General features: G+C 73.7%; 12 protein-coding genes. 6 read left to right on the forward strand and 6 right to left on the reverse strand.

Annotated features, from left to right (window positions below):
• A complete protein-coding gene (locus tag O7598_RS24650) occupies positions 1–672 on the forward strand; it encodes an Rv3235 family protein (protein WP_269693651.1) in 672 nt (223 codons plus the stop codon).
• A gap of 721 nt (positions 673–1,393) precedes the next feature.
• On the opposite strand, the gene secA is transcribed toward O7598_RS24650, so the two are convergent.
• Positions 1,394–4,300, reverse strand: a complete 2,907-nt coding sequence (secA, locus tag O7598_RS24655) for a preprotein translocase subunit SecA (protein ID WP_269693652.1) — start codon at positions 4,298–4,300, stop codon at positions 1,394–1,396.
• Between the two features lie 170 nt (positions 4,301–4,470).
• Between secA and O7598_RS24660 the strand changes: the two genes are divergently transcribed.
• Entirely contained in the window at positions 4,471–5,628 is a 1,158-nt protein-coding gene (locus O7598_RS24660; RefSeq protein ID WP_269693653.1) for a GNAT family N-acetyltransferase, read from the forward strand.
• Positions 5,625–6,731 carry a GNAT family N-acetyltransferase gene (locus O7598_RS24665; RefSeq protein WP_269693654.1) on the forward strand — a complete coding sequence of 369 codons (1,107 nt, stop codon included), beginning with the start codon at positions 5,625–5,627 and terminating at the stop codon, positions 6,729–6,731. Before O7598_RS24660 ends, O7598_RS24665 begins: the two co-directional genes overlap by 4 nt.
• Positions 6,732–6,779: 48 nt before the next feature.
• Here the strand turns inward: O7598_RS24665 and hpf are convergent, their stop codons facing one another.
• The 5 genes from hpf to mtrA all read right to left on the reverse strand — a co-directional run bounded on the left by hpf (position 6,780) and on the right by mtrA (position 12,655).
• Positions 6,780–7,424, reverse strand: coding sequence for a ribosome hibernation-promoting factor, HPF/YfiA family (gene hpf / locus O7598_RS24670; protein ID WP_269693655.1), 645 nt, complete (start codon positions 7,422–7,424; stop codon positions 6,780–6,782).
• Positions 7,425–7,674: 250 nt separating this feature from the next.
• Positions 7,675–8,337, reverse strand: coding sequence for a ComF family protein (locus tag O7598_RS24675; protein ID WP_269694964.1), 663 nt, complete (start codon positions 8,335–8,337; stop codon positions 7,675–7,677).
• A 49-nt stretch (positions 8,338–8,386) separates the two neighbouring features.
• Entirely contained in the window at positions 8,387–10,204 is a 1,818-nt protein-coding gene (locus tag O7598_RS24680) for an LpqB family beta-propeller domain-containing protein (protein WP_269693656.1), read from the reverse strand.
• The gene (mtrB, locus tag O7598_RS24685; RefSeq protein ID WP_269694966.1) at positions 10,201–11,895 is read right to left on the reverse strand and encodes an MtrAB system histidine kinase MtrB; all 1,695 of its coding nucleotides are present in this window, start codon (positions 11,893–11,895) and stop codon (positions 10,201–10,203) included. Before mtrB ends, O7598_RS24680 begins: the two co-directional genes overlap by 4 nt.
• Positions 11,896–11,965: 70 nt before the next feature.
• Positions 11,966–12,655, reverse strand: a complete 690-nt coding sequence (mtrA, locus tag O7598_RS24690; RefSeq protein ID WP_091060316.1) for an MtrAB system response regulator MtrA — start codon at positions 12,653–12,655, stop codon at positions 11,966–11,968.
• Between the two features lie 211 nt (positions 12,656–12,866).
• Between mtrA and O7598_RS24695 the strand changes: the two genes are divergently transcribed.
• The 3 genes from O7598_RS24695 to O7598_RS24705 are packed head-to-tail and all read left to right on the forward strand — an operon-like array spanning position 12,867 to position 15,609.
• Positions 12,867–13,721 (forward strand): hypothetical protein, encoded by an 855-nt coding sequence (locus O7598_RS24695; RefSeq protein ID WP_269693657.1) that lies wholly within the window; start codon positions 12,867–12,869, stop codon positions 13,719–13,721.
• The gene (locus O7598_RS24700) at positions 13,718–14,341 is read left to right on the forward strand and encodes a DUF4129 domain-containing protein (protein ID WP_269693658.1); all 624 of its coding nucleotides are present in this window, start codon (positions 13,718–13,720) and stop codon (positions 14,339–14,341) included. Before O7598_RS24695 ends, O7598_RS24700 begins: the two co-directional genes overlap by 4 nt.
• On the forward strand, positions 14,338–15,609 hold the full coding sequence (locus O7598_RS24705) for a DUF4350 domain-containing protein (RefSeq protein ID WP_269693659.1): 1,272 nt from the start codon (positions 14,338–14,340) through the stop codon (positions 15,607–15,609). Before O7598_RS24700 ends, O7598_RS24705 begins: the two co-directional genes overlap by 4 nt.

The raw sequence follows: 15,609 nt of genomic DNA on the forward strand, positions 1-15,609 counted from the left end.
ATGGTCGACACCCGCCGTCCCCGGTCACCGCGCCCCCCGGTCCGTCTCCGGCCCGCCCCGCCGCTCGACCCGCCCTGCACGGACGAGGACCCGGCCTGGGGTCATGCCGGCCAGCTCGCCCTCGACCTGCTCGACCACCGTCGCCAAGACCTCGGACGCCCCGCCGACCGCCCCGCCGACCGCTCTCCCGGATGGCCCCGCTGGTCCGCCTCGGGCGCGCCCCGCACCGTCCTGGGCGAGGGCGGCACGCCCCGCAACGCCGCCGTGAGCGGGGACGGTGTCGGGTGGCCTCCCGCGGCCGGGCCACCACGGTCCGCCCTCGCCACCGCCACGCCCGAGGCCGCGCGGGCGGCACACCGGTTCGTGCGCACGTTCCTGGAGATCGTCAACGGTTTCCGGCCGCCCGGGCAGCTCCGGCCGCTCTGCCTGCCCGAGGCCGCCGCCCAGGTGTCGGCCGAGCTGACCCGGGCGTCCCGCCGGGTGACCCCGGTCCGCCGCCGTAGCGCCCGGCCGGCCCTGCTCCTGCGCCGGCTGCGCGTCTGCGAGCCCCGGGCCGGAGCGGTCGAGGCCACCGCCGTGTTCGCCGGCGCCGACGGCACCAGTTGGGCAGTCGCCCTGCGCCTGGAACACCGCCGCGGCAACTGGCTCTGCCTCGTCCTGGACGTGCTCTGACCCGGCGGAACGACCACAATCCCAAGATCGACGGGAAGGCTGGACGACGAATACCCGACGCCGACCCCGTGATCCTTGAGTAGGAGTCGTCACGGGGTTCATGACGTCCCATCCGCCGCGCTGCTCCCACATGGCGGCACTCTTTCTCGCATGCCGGGAGCCCCGAGAGAGATCTTGGAAGCTGATGGCCCTTCCCGGGGCCGCCTCCCTCCAAGATCTCAAAGGTGACGTCGATCCAGGGGTCGCGACGCCCCAGAGATCGGAACGAACTCCCCCGCTTCCGACCCTCACCCTCCATCAGCGTTGATCAAGGAGCTTGCGTCGGAGTCGATCTCCGCGGCGACGCAAACTCCTTGATCATCCACCCGTTCCCCGGCCTCACCGGGAATCGCTCCAGGATCGTGCTCCGTACCGGTGGTCGGCGGCGGTTACGCGCGAGGGCCGCAGTCGGGGTGGACGTGCGGTCGCGGGGTGCCGTGTCGGGAGCGCCTCCCCGAGCGGGTTGCCCAACAGCCGGGAGGAACCCCATCGGTGAGCACCGGGCCACGACACATCCATGCCGTTCCACCCGGAAAACGCCCCGAGCCCTCAGTCATGAACGCCTTGACCACCCCACTCAAGGATCGACGCAGGCACACCAGCGCGCACGGGAGCCCGGGCGGGGTGGGACGCCGACGGGCCCCGGCCGGTGGCCGGGGCCCGTCGGGCGATGCGCCTGAGGTCAGTTGCCGCCGTTGGGCGAACCGTGGCAGCGCTTGTACTTCCGGCCGGAGCCGCACGGGCAGGGCGCGTTCCGGGACGGGCCCTCACCGCCGTCGACCTGGGGTGCCGCGGCCCGTCGGGCGGTGCTCGCGGCGACCGCCTGACCACTCGCCCCGGCCGGCGTCCGGCGCGGACCCGAAGCGGCGGGACGCTCCGACGAGGGCTGGCCGATGCCCAGCGCCGGCGCCTGCTGCTCGACCCGCTCGATCACCGGAGCGCCGCGACCGGCCTCCCCGTCGACGGCGGGGGCGGAGTATTGCAGGCCCTGCTGCTGCGGGGTGCGGTTGAGGCCCTTGGCCTTGATCTCGACCGGCTTCTCCAGCAGCTGCACCTCCTCCTCGGCCGCCTCCGGCTCGGCCTCCTCGACCTGCACGTCGAGGTTGTAGAGGAAGCCGACAGTCTCCTCCTTGATGCCGTCCATCATGGTGGCGAACATGTCGAAGCCCTCGCGCTGGTACTCGATGACCGGGTCGCGCTGGGCGTACGCCCGCAGGCTGATGCCCTCCTGGAGGTAGTCCATCTCGTAGAGGTGCTCGCGCCACTTGCGGTCGATCACCTGGAGCAGGACCATCCGCTCGAGCTGGCGGACCGCCTCCTCGCCGAGCTCCTCCTCACGCCGGTCGTACGCGGCGTTCGCGTCCTCCTTGAGGCGGGCGAGCAGGAAGTCCTGGTCGAGGCCGGCGCGGGAGCCGACCTCCTCCTCCAGCTCCTCGACCGTGATGCCGACCGGGTAGAGCTGCTTCAGGCTGGACCAGAGCTGGTCGAGGTCCCAGTCCTCCGCGTAGCCGTCGCTCGTCGCGCCGACCACGTACGCGCCCACCACGTCGTCGATCATGTTGCGGACCTGGTCCGAGAGGTCCTCGCCGTTGAGCACCCGGAGACGCTCGGCGTAGACCACCTGGCGCTGCTTGTTCAGCACCTCGTCGTACTTCAGGACGTTCTTCCGGATCTCGGCGTTCTGGCCCTCGATCTGGGCCTGCGCGCTCTTGATCTGGCGGGTGACCATCTTCGACTCGATGGGCACGTCCTCCGGGATGTTGAAGCGGTCCATCACCGCCTCGACCGCACCGGCCCGGAACCGCTTCATCAGCTCGTCCTGCAGCGACAGGTAGAAGCGGGACTCGCCCGGGTCGCCCTGCCGGCCGGCGCGACCGCGCAGCTGGTTGTCGATCCGCCGGGACTCGTGCCGCTCGGTGCCGAGCACGTAGAGCCCGCCGACGGCGGCCACCTCCTCCGCCTCGGCGTCGCAGGCCTGCTTCCAGGTCGGCAGGATCTCCTCGAGCGCCTTGGCGTACTCCTCAGGCTGCTCGACCGGGTCGAGGCCGCGCTGGCGAAGCTCGTTGGCGGCGAGGAACTCGGGGTTGCCGCCGAGCAGGATGTCGGTGCCGCGGCCGGCCATGTTGGTGGCGACCGTGACCCCACCCTTGCGCCCGGCCTGGGCGACGATCTCCGCCTCCTTGGCGTGGAACTTCGCGTTCAACACCGAGTGCGGGATGCCGCGGCGGCGCAGCATGTGCGACAGGATCTCGGAGTTCTCCACCGAGACGGTGCCGACCAGCACCGGCTGGCCCTGCTCGTGCCGCTCGGCGATGTCCTCGACGACGGCGTTGAACTTGGCCTTCTCGGTCTTGTAGATGACGTCGGGCCGGTCCATCCGGACCATCGGCCGGTGCGTCGGGATGGTCACGACGCCGACCTTGTAGACCTTGTTGAACTCGCCCGCCTCGGTCTGGGCCGTACCGGTCATGCCGGAGAGCTTCTCGTAGAGGCGGAAGTAGTTCTGGAGGGTGATGGTGGCCAGGGTCTGGTTCTCCTGCTTGATCTCCACCCCCTCCTTGGCCTCGATCGCCTGGTGCATGCCCTCGTTGTAGCGACGGCCGTGCAGGATGCGGCCGGTGAACTCGTCGACGATCAGGACCTCGCCGTCGCTGACGATGTAGTCCTTGTCGCGCTTGTAGAGCTCCTTGGCCTTGATCGCGTTGTTCAGGTAGCCGACCAGGGGCGTGTTGACCGACTCGTAGAGGTTGTCGATGCCGAGCCGGTCCTCGACCCGGGCCACCCCGCGCTCGGTGACCGCGATGGTGCGCTTGGCGTGGTCGACCTCGTAGTCGCCCTCACCGTCGGTGCCGGGCTGGAGGCGGGCCACCACGGTGGCGAACTCCTGGTACCACCGGGCGGAGTGCTCGGCCGGACCGGAGATGATCAGCGGGGTGCGGGCCTCGTCGATGAGGATCGAGTCGACCTCGTCGACGACCGCGAAGAAGTGGCCGCGCTGGACCAGCTCCTCCTTCGACCAGGCCATGTTGTCGCGCAGGTAGTCGAAGCCGAACTCGTTGTTGGTGCCGTAGGTGATGTCGCACTCGTAGGCCGCGCGGTGCTCGGTGGCGGGCCGGTTGGGCAGCACCACGCCGACGTCGAGCCCGAGGAACTCGTGCACCCGGCCCATCCAGGCGGCGTCCCGCTCGGCCAGGTAGTCGTTCACGGTGATCACGTGCACGCCCTTGCCGGCGAGCGCGTTCAGGTAGACCGGCATGACCGAGGTGAGCGTCTTGCCCTCACCGGTCTTCATCTCGGCGATGTTGCCGAAGTGCAGCGCCGCGCCGCCCATCACCTGGACGTCGTAGGGCCGCTGGCCGAGCACCCGCGAGGCGGCCTCGCGGCACACCGCGAACGCCTCCGGCAGCAGGTCGTCGAGGGTCTCGCCGTCGGCGAGCCGCTCCCTGAACTGGTCGGTCATGCCGCGCAGCTCGTCGTCGTCGAGGTTGACGTAGTCGTCCTCGATCGAGTTGACGGCGGCCGCGATGGCCTTCAGCCGACGCACCATGCGGCCCTCGCCGGCGCGAAGGACCTTTTCCAGAATCGACACGGATCAACGCTCCCCTAGACGGTCTCGAACCATCGTAGGCGCTCCGGCACGGCGATGGTCACTGGTGGCGGCGGTCCGGACCCGCGAACCCGACATAACACCGCGACCGTGTGCCCGGCGGCCGCAAATCGGGTTACGCCGTCCGCGAACGATCCGGCACCATGGCTCGGATGGAGCCTGTGGAGATCGTCGAGGACGGGCTGTTGCTGCGCCCCTGGCGGGCGGCGGACGCCGCCGAGGTGCACCGCGCCTGCCAGGACCCGGACATCCAGCGCTGGACCACCGTACCTCGCCCGTACCTGCCCGAACACGCCCTCGCGTTCGTGACCACGATCAGCGCGACGGCCTGGGCGCAGGACACCGGGGCACCGTTCGCGGTCTGCGACGCCGACACCGGGGAGTTGCTCGCCTCGTGCGGCCTGGTCTCCGTCGACCGCGCGCTGGACTCGGCCGAGGTGGGCTACTGGACCGCGCCGTGGGCCCGCGGGCGCGGCGTCGCGGTGCGCGCCACCCGGGCCGTCGCCCGCTGGGCGTTCGACGCGCTCAAGCTGCGCCGGCTGACCTGGCAGGCCGAGATCGGCAACCACGCCTCCCGGCTGGTCGCGCTGCGCGCCGGCTTCCGGGTGGAGGGCGAGCTGCGGCTGGCCCACCCCGCCGACGGGGGCCGGCCGGAAGGGTGGATCGGTTCCCTCCTCCCGACCGACCTGGCCGCGCCGGGCGATCCGGTGCCGTTCGGCCCGGCCACGCTCCAGGCCCGCCGGGCGGCGGTCTTCGGTCGGCCGCAGCCCGTCCTGTTCGCCACCGCCGGCGACACCGAGCTGAGGCTGCGCGCACTGGAGGAGAAGGACCTGGCCGCTGTCACCCGCACCTGCCAGGACGAGGAGACGGTGCGCTGGACCACGGTGCCGCACCCGTACCGGCCCGAACACGCCGAGGGCTACCTGCGGGACCTGGTGCGGCCGGCGTGGGCCCGGGGCACCGCGGCGATGTTCGCGGTGGCCGACGCCGACGACCACTACGTCGCCTCGCTCGACCTGCGGATCTTCGCCGCCGCCCCGCTGGTGGCCGACGTCGGCTTCATGACCGCGCCGTACGCCCGGGGCCGAGGCTACCTACCGGCCGCGCTCATCGCGCTCTGCGCCTGGGGCTTCACCACGCTCGGCCTGGCCCGCGTCGAGTGGCGGGCCAACGTCGGCAACACCGCGTCCCGCCGGGCCGCCGAGAAGGCTGGCTTCACCGTCGAGGGCACGCTGCGCGGCGGCATCCAGCACCGCGGCGAGCGGCAGGACGTGTGGGTGGGCGGGCTGCTGCCGCAGGACCTCAGGTGATCCCCGAGACGATCGAGGCGTACGGGGTACGCCTGCGGCGGACCGGGCCGGCCGACGTGCCGGACCTGGTGGCGGGCTGCGCCGACCCGGAGACCCGGCGGTTCCTGCCGGCCCTGCCCGAGGAGTACGACGCGGACAGCGCCCGGTGGTGGATCGCCGAGGGCGAGCCGGCCGTGTGGGCCGCCGGCGGCTGCGCGTACGCGATCGCCGACCCGGACACCGACCGGCTGCTCGGCGGCATCGGGCTGACCCGGCTCACCGCGGCGCGGGCGGATTTCGAGATCGGCTACTGGGTGGCGCCGTGGGCCCGTGGGCGGGGCGTGGCGACCGCCGCCACCCGGGCACTCGGCGAGCGCGCCTTCGCCGCCGGCGCGGCCCGGCTGGAACTGCTCACCCACCGGGAGAACGAGGCGAGCCAACGGGCCGCGCTTTCCTGCGGCTACCGGCACGAGGGAGTCCGCCGGGCGGCGGGCGCGGCACGCGACGGCGTACGCCACGACCTGCTGGCCTGGGTGCGGCTGGCCGACGACCCGCCCGGGCCGACCGCCCGGCTGCTGCCGGACCTGCCCGGCGGCCGGCTCACCGACGGCGTGGTGACGCTGCGCCGGCTGGAGCCGGCGGACGCCGACGCGCTGCACCGGCTGCACACGCTGCCGGAGGTGGTGGCGAACCGGGTGCCGCCGGTGCCGCCGGACCGGGAGTCGATCGCGCGACGCTGCCGGCTGGCGGCCGGCTACTGGCTGGCCGGCGATGCCGCCGACCTGGCAATCCTGGACGCGGCCACCGGCGTGCTGGTCGGCGGCTGCGCCCTGGGGTACGACGAGCCGGCCACCGGCCAGGCCACGCTGGGCTACAGCGTGCTGCCCGAGGCCCGCGGCCGAGGGCTGGCCACGCGCGCGGTCCGGTTGCTCGCCGGCTGGGCGTTCCACGTCGGGGTGGCCCGGCTCTGGGCCGGCACCCGGGAGGAGAACCTCGCCTCCCAGCGGGTGCTGGAACGGGCCGGCTTCCGGCGGGAGGGAGTGCTGCGCGGGCGGATGCCCGGCGTGGACGGCGCCCGCACCGACTCGGTGGTCTTCGGCCGGCTGGCCTCGGACCGGGACTGAACGGGGCCCCCGCGAGCGTGTGGGGGCCCCGGATCAGCGGTCAACGGGTCAGGTGTCGAGCGAGATGATGCCGTAGTCGTAGGCGCGGCGGCGGTAGACCACACTCGGGCGGCCGGACTCCTTGTCCAGGAACAGGTAGAAGTCGTGGCCGACCAGTTCCATCTGGAACAACGCGTCGTCGACGGTCATCGGTTCGGCGGGGTGGACCTTCTCCCGGGCGATGTGCCACGGCTGGTCGTCGGGCTCCTCGTGACCGCTCTGGTCGGGACGGTCGGCCACGGCGGTGGTCGTGCCGTGCCCGTTGAGCGACGCCAGCCCCGGCCCGTCGAGGTCGGCCACCGGCAGGCCGGCGGTCGCGGCGGCCACCGAGAGCGGCGCGTGCCGCCCGCGGTGCACCCGGCGGCGGTCGGCCGCCCGGCGGAAACGGGTGTCCAGCTTGGCGATGGCGGCGTCGAGCGCGCTGTAGAAGTCGTTCGTGCAGGCCTCGGCCCGGATCACCGGACCGCGCGTGACGCAGGTGATCTCCACCCGCTGGCAGTGGTCGGCCTGGCGCGGATTGCGCTCGTGGAACAACTCGACATCCACGCGAATGAGCTTGTGGTCGTAGCGTTCGATCTTTGCGAGTTTCTCGGCTACGTGCACCCGGTAATGGTCCGGCACTTCGACGTTACGGCCCTTGACCACGATGTCCACGTGACCTCCCTTGTTCGGACGGTCGTTCGGTCCGGATCTTCCGGTCGACGCGCCTGGGAGAGCTCCGCTCGGCGTCGACCGGTGGTGTTCGGCTACGCCTCCTTCCAGTGCCGGGGGAAGGTTGGCATCCTCACTACCCCCGACACCGAAACGCTAACTCCTGTTCGGCCGACAGTCACCCCCGGTTGCCGAGAGCGGTCGCGAAATTTAACACCTCATACACCATGGGGTGAAAGGGATGCACGAAGCGTCACCAAAGCCGCCGCTTTTGCGTTGCCGCGAGCACCGCCGCGACCTTTGGCGTCATTCCCGCGCCGCGCAATTTCCGGCTCGCCGCCGCCAATGTGGCACCGGTGGTGACGATGTCGTCGAGCAGCACCACGGTTCCCGCCGGCTCCTCCGACGCCGGCCGGCGCAGCCGGAACGCCGACTCCGCCGCTGCGGCCCGACCGGCGCTGTCCAGCGCCACCGAGTCCGGCCGGGGCGACGCCCGCAGCGGCCGCCGCACATGCACCTGCCAGCCGGCCGCGCGCAGCCGCGCCGCGGCCGGACGCACCATCCGCTCCAGGTGGTCGCCGTACCGCGCCCGCGCCGCCCGGGCGGTGTCCGGCACCCACACCAGGGTCACCGGGCCCGGCTGCCGCCCCACCGCCACGGCCACCACCTCGGCCAGCAACGCGCCCAGCGGCCGGGCCAGCCCGTGCCGGCCCCGTTCCTTGTACGCCAGCAGTCCCTCGCGCAGCGCCCCGGCGTACGGGCCGAGGGCGACGCAGGGCGGCAGGCCGGGCGGGGCCGGATCGGGGCGGGTCGGCCCCGGGCGCAACGACTCCAGCTCGTCCACACAGCGCGGGCAGAAGCCCCGCCGCAGCCCCGGTGCGCGCGCCGCGCAGCCGGCGCAGCCGGCCGGCAGCACCAGATCGGTCAGGTCCGAGAAGAGCCCGCCCAGATCCGGCACCGGAGCCTCAGTAGAGGAAGAAGGGCGCGGTCGGGCTGACCACCCGGCTGCCCGCCGGCAGGTCCAGCACCTGCTGCGGCTTGATGAACTCGAACGGGTTGTTCTGGTAGGCCGCGCCGTTCGCCTCGTACATGAAGGAGAACGCGGGCAGCCCCCGGTCTCCGCTGCCCGGATATCCCGCCAGTTGGGTCACCGCCGAACCGATCTCGTTCTTGAGCGGGGACTCGAAGCCGCCGTCGATGCTGAGCTGGTGGATGACCGGACGCCGATCCGGGTCGTCGCCGGCGAGGACGAGTTGGTCCTCCGAGATCCAGTCGGCGGCGGTGACGTCGGTCAGCGACGTCGGCAGCCGGCGCGGTTGGCCCACGTTGACCACGCCGCCCTCGACGTTCACCGGGGCGACGTAGACCGCGCCGCCACCCACCAGCGTGATCCGGTGGCCGTCCAGGGACCCGGCCACCGCCACCACCTTCCCGGCCACGTTGAGCGGAACCGGGCTGATCCCGGCCGCCCCGTCGAACCGGTAGAGCCTGCCGTCGGCCGCCACCAGACCCGCCGGGTGGGCCTTGTCCAGCGAGCGCAGCCAGGTCGGCCGGCTCATCGTGCCGAACGTCGTCGCGCTGCTGTTGAACACCGCCACCGGGTCGAGGCCGGTGCCCACCTTGAGCCGGAGGCGCCGATCCGGCCCGGTCACCACCATCGCCGCGAGCACCTGGTCGTCGGCGTGGGCGATCGACGCGGAGACCACGTTGCGGTTCTCCGCGGGCGGGAGCGGAACCGTGCCCCGCCGTTCACTGGCGAGCGCGAGTGGATGGATGACGCCGTCGTAGACGGTGAACCGCGTCGGATCCACGCCACGCGGGTAGGCGTCGTGCTCGGTGCGCTCCCGCGCCAGGTCGACGCTGAACCGCTTCTGGTTCTGGATCTTCAGGTCGAGCTGACCGGTCAGCCCCGGCAGCGACCACGCCAGCTGGGTGCCGAGCCGGGCCAGCCGTTCCTCGTTGGCCCCGGGCATGTCCAGGTTGACCTCCCACTGGGAGTCCCCGCCGGTGGCGTTGTTGATCGGCCGGGTCCGGTCGGGCAGCCCGGTCACCCCCGGCTCCAGCCAGTCGGACGGGCCGCCGGCCAGCCACTTCATCACCTCGGTGACGAGACGTTCGGCCGGCACCGCCGGCAGGTAACGCAGGTCGGGGATCAGGCGGGTCTGGTCCGAGTTCCAGAAGTAGACGTTGTGCTGGCGGTAGAACTCGCGCAGCGCCGCGTCGCTGGTCAGCAGCACGTTCGGCAGCCGGGTGATCAACAAGCCGCTGCCGGGAGGCTCGGCACGGCGCAGCTCGAAGACGTACTCGGTCTCGGTGGCCTCCGGCGGACCGAGCGTGCCGTCGGCGCGCAGCACGCCCACCTGCTGCACCTTGATCCGGACCGTGCTGGTGCCCTGGTTGTTCGGCGGGGTGCTCTCGGGCTTCGCCCGCAGTCGGACCACGGTCAGCCCGATCTCGCTGGTCTGCGGCTTGCCCGGGAGCTGGTCGCGGGCCTCGTTGGCGAGGAAGGTGCGGGCCCGGGTGTAGGCCTGGTCCCGCTCCCCGGCGGCGGCCGCCCGCAGGTAGTTCTCGATGAACGGCACGGGCTCGTCGCTGTCGGTCGGCGCCGGCGGCGAGGCCGGCGGGCCGTTGAGCGAGCCGGGTTCGGCCACCGGCACCGAGCCGTCGACCTGGACGTCGGTCTCGGCCGGGATGCCACAGCCGGCGGGGAGCAGCAGCACGCCGGCCAGCAACCCGACCACCAGGCGCCGCGCTCGCGACCCCGACCCGCTCCTCGCGCTCATGGCCGGACCTCCGCGGGCTCGGTGTCGGCGGGACCGATGGCCAACGCCCCGGCCCCGCTGCCCGGGCCGATGGCGAGCAGGCCGCCGTCACGCGGACCACCGAACGGCAGGGTGGCGTCGGCCGGCACCAGCCGCAGCGGCGAGGTGGTGAGCCGGTCGCCGGCCCGGGCCGGCAGGGTCAGCCGGAACTGGGCGCCCTGCCCCGGCGCGCCCCACGCCTCCAGCCAGCCGCCGTGCAGCCGGGCGTCCTCCAGGCTGATCGACAGCCCCAGGCCGGTGCCACCGGTCTGTCGGGCTCGGGACGGGTCGGCCCGCCAGAACCGGTTGAAGACCAGCTTCTCCTCGCCCGGTTTCAGGCCGACGCCGTGGTCCCGCACGGTGACCGCCACCGCGCTCTGGTCCATCCCCAGGGTGATCCGCACCGGCTTGGCCTCGCCGTGCTCGACCGCGTTGCCGACCAGGTTGCGAAGCACCCGCTCGACCCGGCGCGGGTCGACCTCGGCGATCACCGGCGTGCCCGGCAGGTCCAGCTCGATGGCGACCCCGACCCGCTCGGCCAGTCCGGCCAGCCGCTCGGTCACCCGGTGCACCACCGGCACCAGATCGGTGGGCTCGCTGTCCAGCACCGCGAAGCCGGCGTCGAACCGGCTGATCTCCAGCAGGTCGGTGAGCAGCTCCTCGAACCGGTCCAGCTCGGCCTGGAGCAGCTCGGCGCTGCGGGCCACCGCCGGGTCGAACCCGTCGCGCTCGGTGAAGATCAGGTCGGCTGCCATCCGCACCGTGGTCAACGGGGTACGCAGCTCGTGCGAGACGTCCGAGGTGAACCGGCGTTGCAACCGGGACATCTCCTCCAGCCGGAGGATCTGCCGTTGCAGGTTGGTCGCCATCTGGTTGAACGAGGCGGCGAGCAGGGCCAGGTCGTCCTCGCCGGAGACCACCATGCGCTGGTCGAGCAGCCCGGCGGAGAGCCGCTGGGCGGTGCGCGCGGCGACCCGGACCGGGGTCACCACCAGGCGGGTGACGAGGGCGGCCAGCAGCCCGAGCAGGAGCACCAGGGCCACGCCGGTGGCCACCACCGTGGCGCGGGCGTCGGCCGCCGTGGCGTCCTGCCGGGCCAGGGGTACGAGGTAGTAGAGCTCGACCTGCCCGAACTTGGTCGGCACCGGGGAGCCGTAGACCAGGTATTTCGTGCGCTCCCCGCCGAGCGCGCCGGTGCGGATCTGGTGGGCCACCTTGCCGGACGCCACGGCGCTCCGCAGCTCGTCGCCGATCACCGACCGGACCGGCACGTCCGGTGACACCCGCGGCTCGATGAACTCGGCGAAGTTGTCGGCGGTGATCGCCACCACCACGCCGCTGGTCTGCGCCGGGTCACCGCCGGCCAGGTAGTTGACCGTGCCGTCGATGGTGTCCTGGAGCTGGGCCTCCTGCGGCTGGCTGTAGAGGTTGAACTGCTTCGCGGCATACTCGCTGCCGTTGTTCAGCCGCAACCGGACGTCGGTCTGGGCGTTCTCCAGCAGGATGTTGGTGATCTTGTCGGCGATCAGATAGGCGAAACCGCCCACCAGCAGACTCGACGCCACCAGCGTGATGGTGACCACGCGGACCTGGAGCGACCGCCGCCAGGCCTGGCGCACGCCCGCGACGAACCGGACCGACCGGCCGACCAGGTCGCGCCGGAGCGCCCGCACGGCGTGCAGCCGGCGGGACGCGTGAGTCGGCGGGTCGGGCAGCGAGGCGGTCACCACAGTGCTGCCCAGGTTATCCGGTGCCCGCCTTGTAGCCCACGCCCCGAACCGTGAGGATGATTTCGGGTCGCTCCGGGTCCGGCTCGATCTTGGCGCGCAGCCGCTGCACGTGCACGTTGACCAGCCGGGTGTCGGCGGCGTGCCGGTAGCCCCACACCTGCTCCAGCAGCACCTCGCGGGTGAAGACCTGGCGCGGCTTGCGGGCGAGCGCCACCAGCAGGTCGAACTCGAGCGGCGTCAGCTTCACCTCCTCGGCGTCCCGGCTGACCGTGTGCGCCGGCACGTCGATGGTGATCTGGTTGCCGGGCGGGCCGATGGTGAGCAGCTCCGGCGCGACGTCCTCGCCGCGCCGCAACCGGGCCCGCATCCGGGCCACCAGTTCCTTGGGCTTGAACGGCTTGACCACGTAGTCGTCGGCGCCGGACTCCAGCCCGAGCACCACGTCGACGGTGTCGCTCTTGGCGGTCAGCATCACGATGGGCACGCCGGACTCGGCCCGGATCGCCCGGGCCACGTCGATGCCGCTCATGCCGGGCAGCATCAGGTCGAGCAGCACGATGTCGGGCCGGCTGTCGCGGAACGCGGCCAATGCCCGTTCTCCGTCGGCGACGAAGGACGGCACGAAGCCCTCGCTGCGCAGCACGATGCCGAGCATCTCGGCAAGGGCGGGGTCGTCGTCGACCACGAGTACGCGGGCTCTCATGGGGTTTATCGTTCCATCCCCGTTCAGTCGGAGGTCGGAGTCTTTCCGGCACGGTAGCGCCGAGCGCGCCCGCGCACCACAGCCGGCGGCGCGCCCGGACGGCGTGGCGCGCCTCGGCGGACGGGTCCACCGGATGCGGACCCGCCGTGCAACCATGATCCCCCGGGTGTCGCCCCGCCCGCCACCTCTGCCCCGCCGCCCAGGAGAACGCGTGTCCGACGCCGGCCCGACCGCGGTGCTCCCGCGCCGCCCGCTGACCGTCGGCGAGCTGCTGGACGCCGCCGTCCTGCTCCTGCGTGACCAGGCCCGGGTGCTCCTTCCGCTGGCCCTCCCGCTGGCGCTGGCCGAGCAGGTCCTGCTCCACCCGATGCGGATGCTGGCCGGCGCCCACCCGCCGGGCTGGTGGCCGGGCGGGTGGGCCGGCGGTGAGCCGCGCCTCGGCTGGTACTGGCTGCTGCTCGCGGTCGGCGCCGGCACCGAAGCCATGATCATCGCGTTGCTGGGCAATCCGGCCGCGCGCGGCGGCGGCGCGGCGCTGCTCGGCCGCCGCCTCGCGCCGTCGGAGCTGCTGCGCGCGGCCCGCCCGGGCGCGACAGTGCTCGCCGCGGTCACGGTCGGGCTGCTCGTCGGCCTCGCCGGGCTGGCCGGCCCCGCCTGGTTCGTGGCCTACGGGCTGCTCGGCCTGGTGGTGCCGGTGCTGATGCTCGACGGGGTGCCGGCACACCGGGTCCCGGGGCGGGCGGTCCGGCTCGCCGGCCGGGTCGGCGGGCGTGCCGGAGCCGTCCGGCTGCTCGGCTACCTGGGCTGGTGGCTGGTCCGGGTCGGCATCGGGTTGGGTGTCCCCTACGGTCTCGGGCTGCTGGGCCTGTTCGACGTGTCGGCCTGGGCGCTGCCGGTGGCGGTCGCCGCCCAGGTGGCGGTGAACACGCTCGCCTACCCGGCGCTGGCCTGCCTGGACGCGGTGCTGCACCTGGAGACCCGGATCCGCACCGAGGGGTTGGACATCCGGCTCTCCCGCGCGCCGGCCGGCGTACCGGAGCCCGTGCTGCTGGCGGCCCAGCGGTGAGCCGGTGGTGGACCGAGACGGTCGCCGCGCTCGGTGACGTGGTGCCCCTGCCGCTGGCCGCGTTGCTGCTCCTGGCCGCCGCGCTGCTCGCCGCCCTGGCCTGGTATTCCTTCCCGGCCTGGGTGCCCCGCCGGCTGCCCCGGTTCGCGCTGCCCCGGTTCCGCCGGCCCCGGCTGCCCCGGTTCCGGGTCCGGCTGCCCCGGTTTCGGCGACCTCGCCCGCGCCGGCCCACCCGCCGACGCCGGGCGGACCTGCCGGCGGCGCGCGTGCCCGCCCCCCGGGAGGCGCCCGCCGACCCGGTCGACGGCGCCGGTACGGCCGACCGGCTGGCCGCCGAGGGCCGCTATGCCGAGGCGGTCCGGGAACGGCTGCGCGAGATGGTCCGGCTCCTGGTCACCCGGCAGCTGGTGGAGCCGCGGGCCGGGCTCACCGTCACCGAGGTGACCGAGGCCGCGGCGCGGAACCGGCCGACGCTGCGGCCCACCCTGCACGCCGCCGGCGCCATCTTCTCCGACCTCTGGTACGCCCAACGCCCCGCCACCGCCGGGCACGACCAGCGGATGCGTGCCCTCGCCGCCGACCTGCGGCGTGAGCTGACCGGCGCGGAGGAGCAGCGGTGACCGCCACCCCGGCCCCGGCCCGTCGGCGGTGGCACCGGATCGCGGCCCCGCTCGGGCTGGGCGTGCTGCTGATGGTGACCACCCTGGTCCTGCACGAGGTGGACCAGCCCGACGCGGACGAACGCGGCTTCCTCTCCCCGGTGGCCACCGACGACGACGGAGGCAGCCGCCTCGCCGAGGCGCTGGCGGCGCAGGGGGTGTCGACGAGCCGGGCGACCGACACGGCCGCCGCGCTGCGCGCCGCCGGGGCCACGCCGAGCACGCTGTTCGTGCCGGCGCCCGAGTTGCTGCGACCGGACACCCTGGCCGACCTGACCGCGTTGCCGCCCGGCAGCCGGCTGGTGCTGGTCGAGCCGTCCCGCCGCGCGCTCGTGGAGCTGGGCGCGCCGGCCGAACCGACCGACCGCCGGTGGGCCGCCCGGGCCCTGCCGCCGGACGCCGACGACGCGTCGTGCCGGCTGCCCGAGGCGGTGCGCGCCGGCACCGCCGCGGTCGACCGCCAGCGGTACGCCGGGCCCGCCCGCGCCGACCGCTGCTACGGCGGCGCGCTGCTGCGGATCCCCGGTGGCACGGAGATCGTGCTGGTCGGCGCCAGCGACCCGTTCCGCAACGACCGGATCGACGAGTGGGCCAACCGGGCCCTCGCCACCGGCCTGCTCGGCAGCGGCGGTCGCCCGGTGGTGTGGCTGGACCTGCCCGCGCCCGAACCCGAGCCGACCAGCCCGAGCCCGTCGCCGACCCGAGAGGTCGAGGGCGCGCCCGCGCCGAGCGGGACCGCCCAGGCACGCCCCGCGCGGACGGATCCGCCACGGGGCGTCGACAACCCGCTGTGGGGCGCGTTCCCGACCTGGTTCTGGGCGATCCTCGCGCAGCTCGCCGTGGCCGGGCTGCTGGTCGTCCTGTGGCGGGCCCGCCGGCTCGGGCCACCGGTGGCGGAGCCGCTGCCGGTGGCCGTCCGGTCCGCCGAGACCGTACGCGGCCGGGCCCGGCTCTACCGGCGGGCGGGCGCGCGGGACACCGTCGCCGGGACGCTGCGGGACGCCGCGCTGGGCCGCATCCTGCCCCGGCTCAACCTTCCGCCGGACACCCCGGACGAGGAGGTGGCGGCCCGGGTCGCGGCCGGCACCGGCGGCGACCCGGAACGGGTGGCCGAGCTGCTGCACGGCCCCGCCCCGGACAACGACCGGGAGCTGCTGGAGCTGGCCCGTGAGCTGGACACGTTGACCCGTACCCTGGCCCCGCATCCGAGCGAAGGAGAACCCCGGTGA

This window comes from Micromonospora sp. WMMC241 (genome assembly GCF_027460165.1).
GTDB lineage: Bacteria > Actinomycetota > Actinomycetes > Mycobacteriales > Micromonosporaceae > Micromonospora > Micromonospora humi.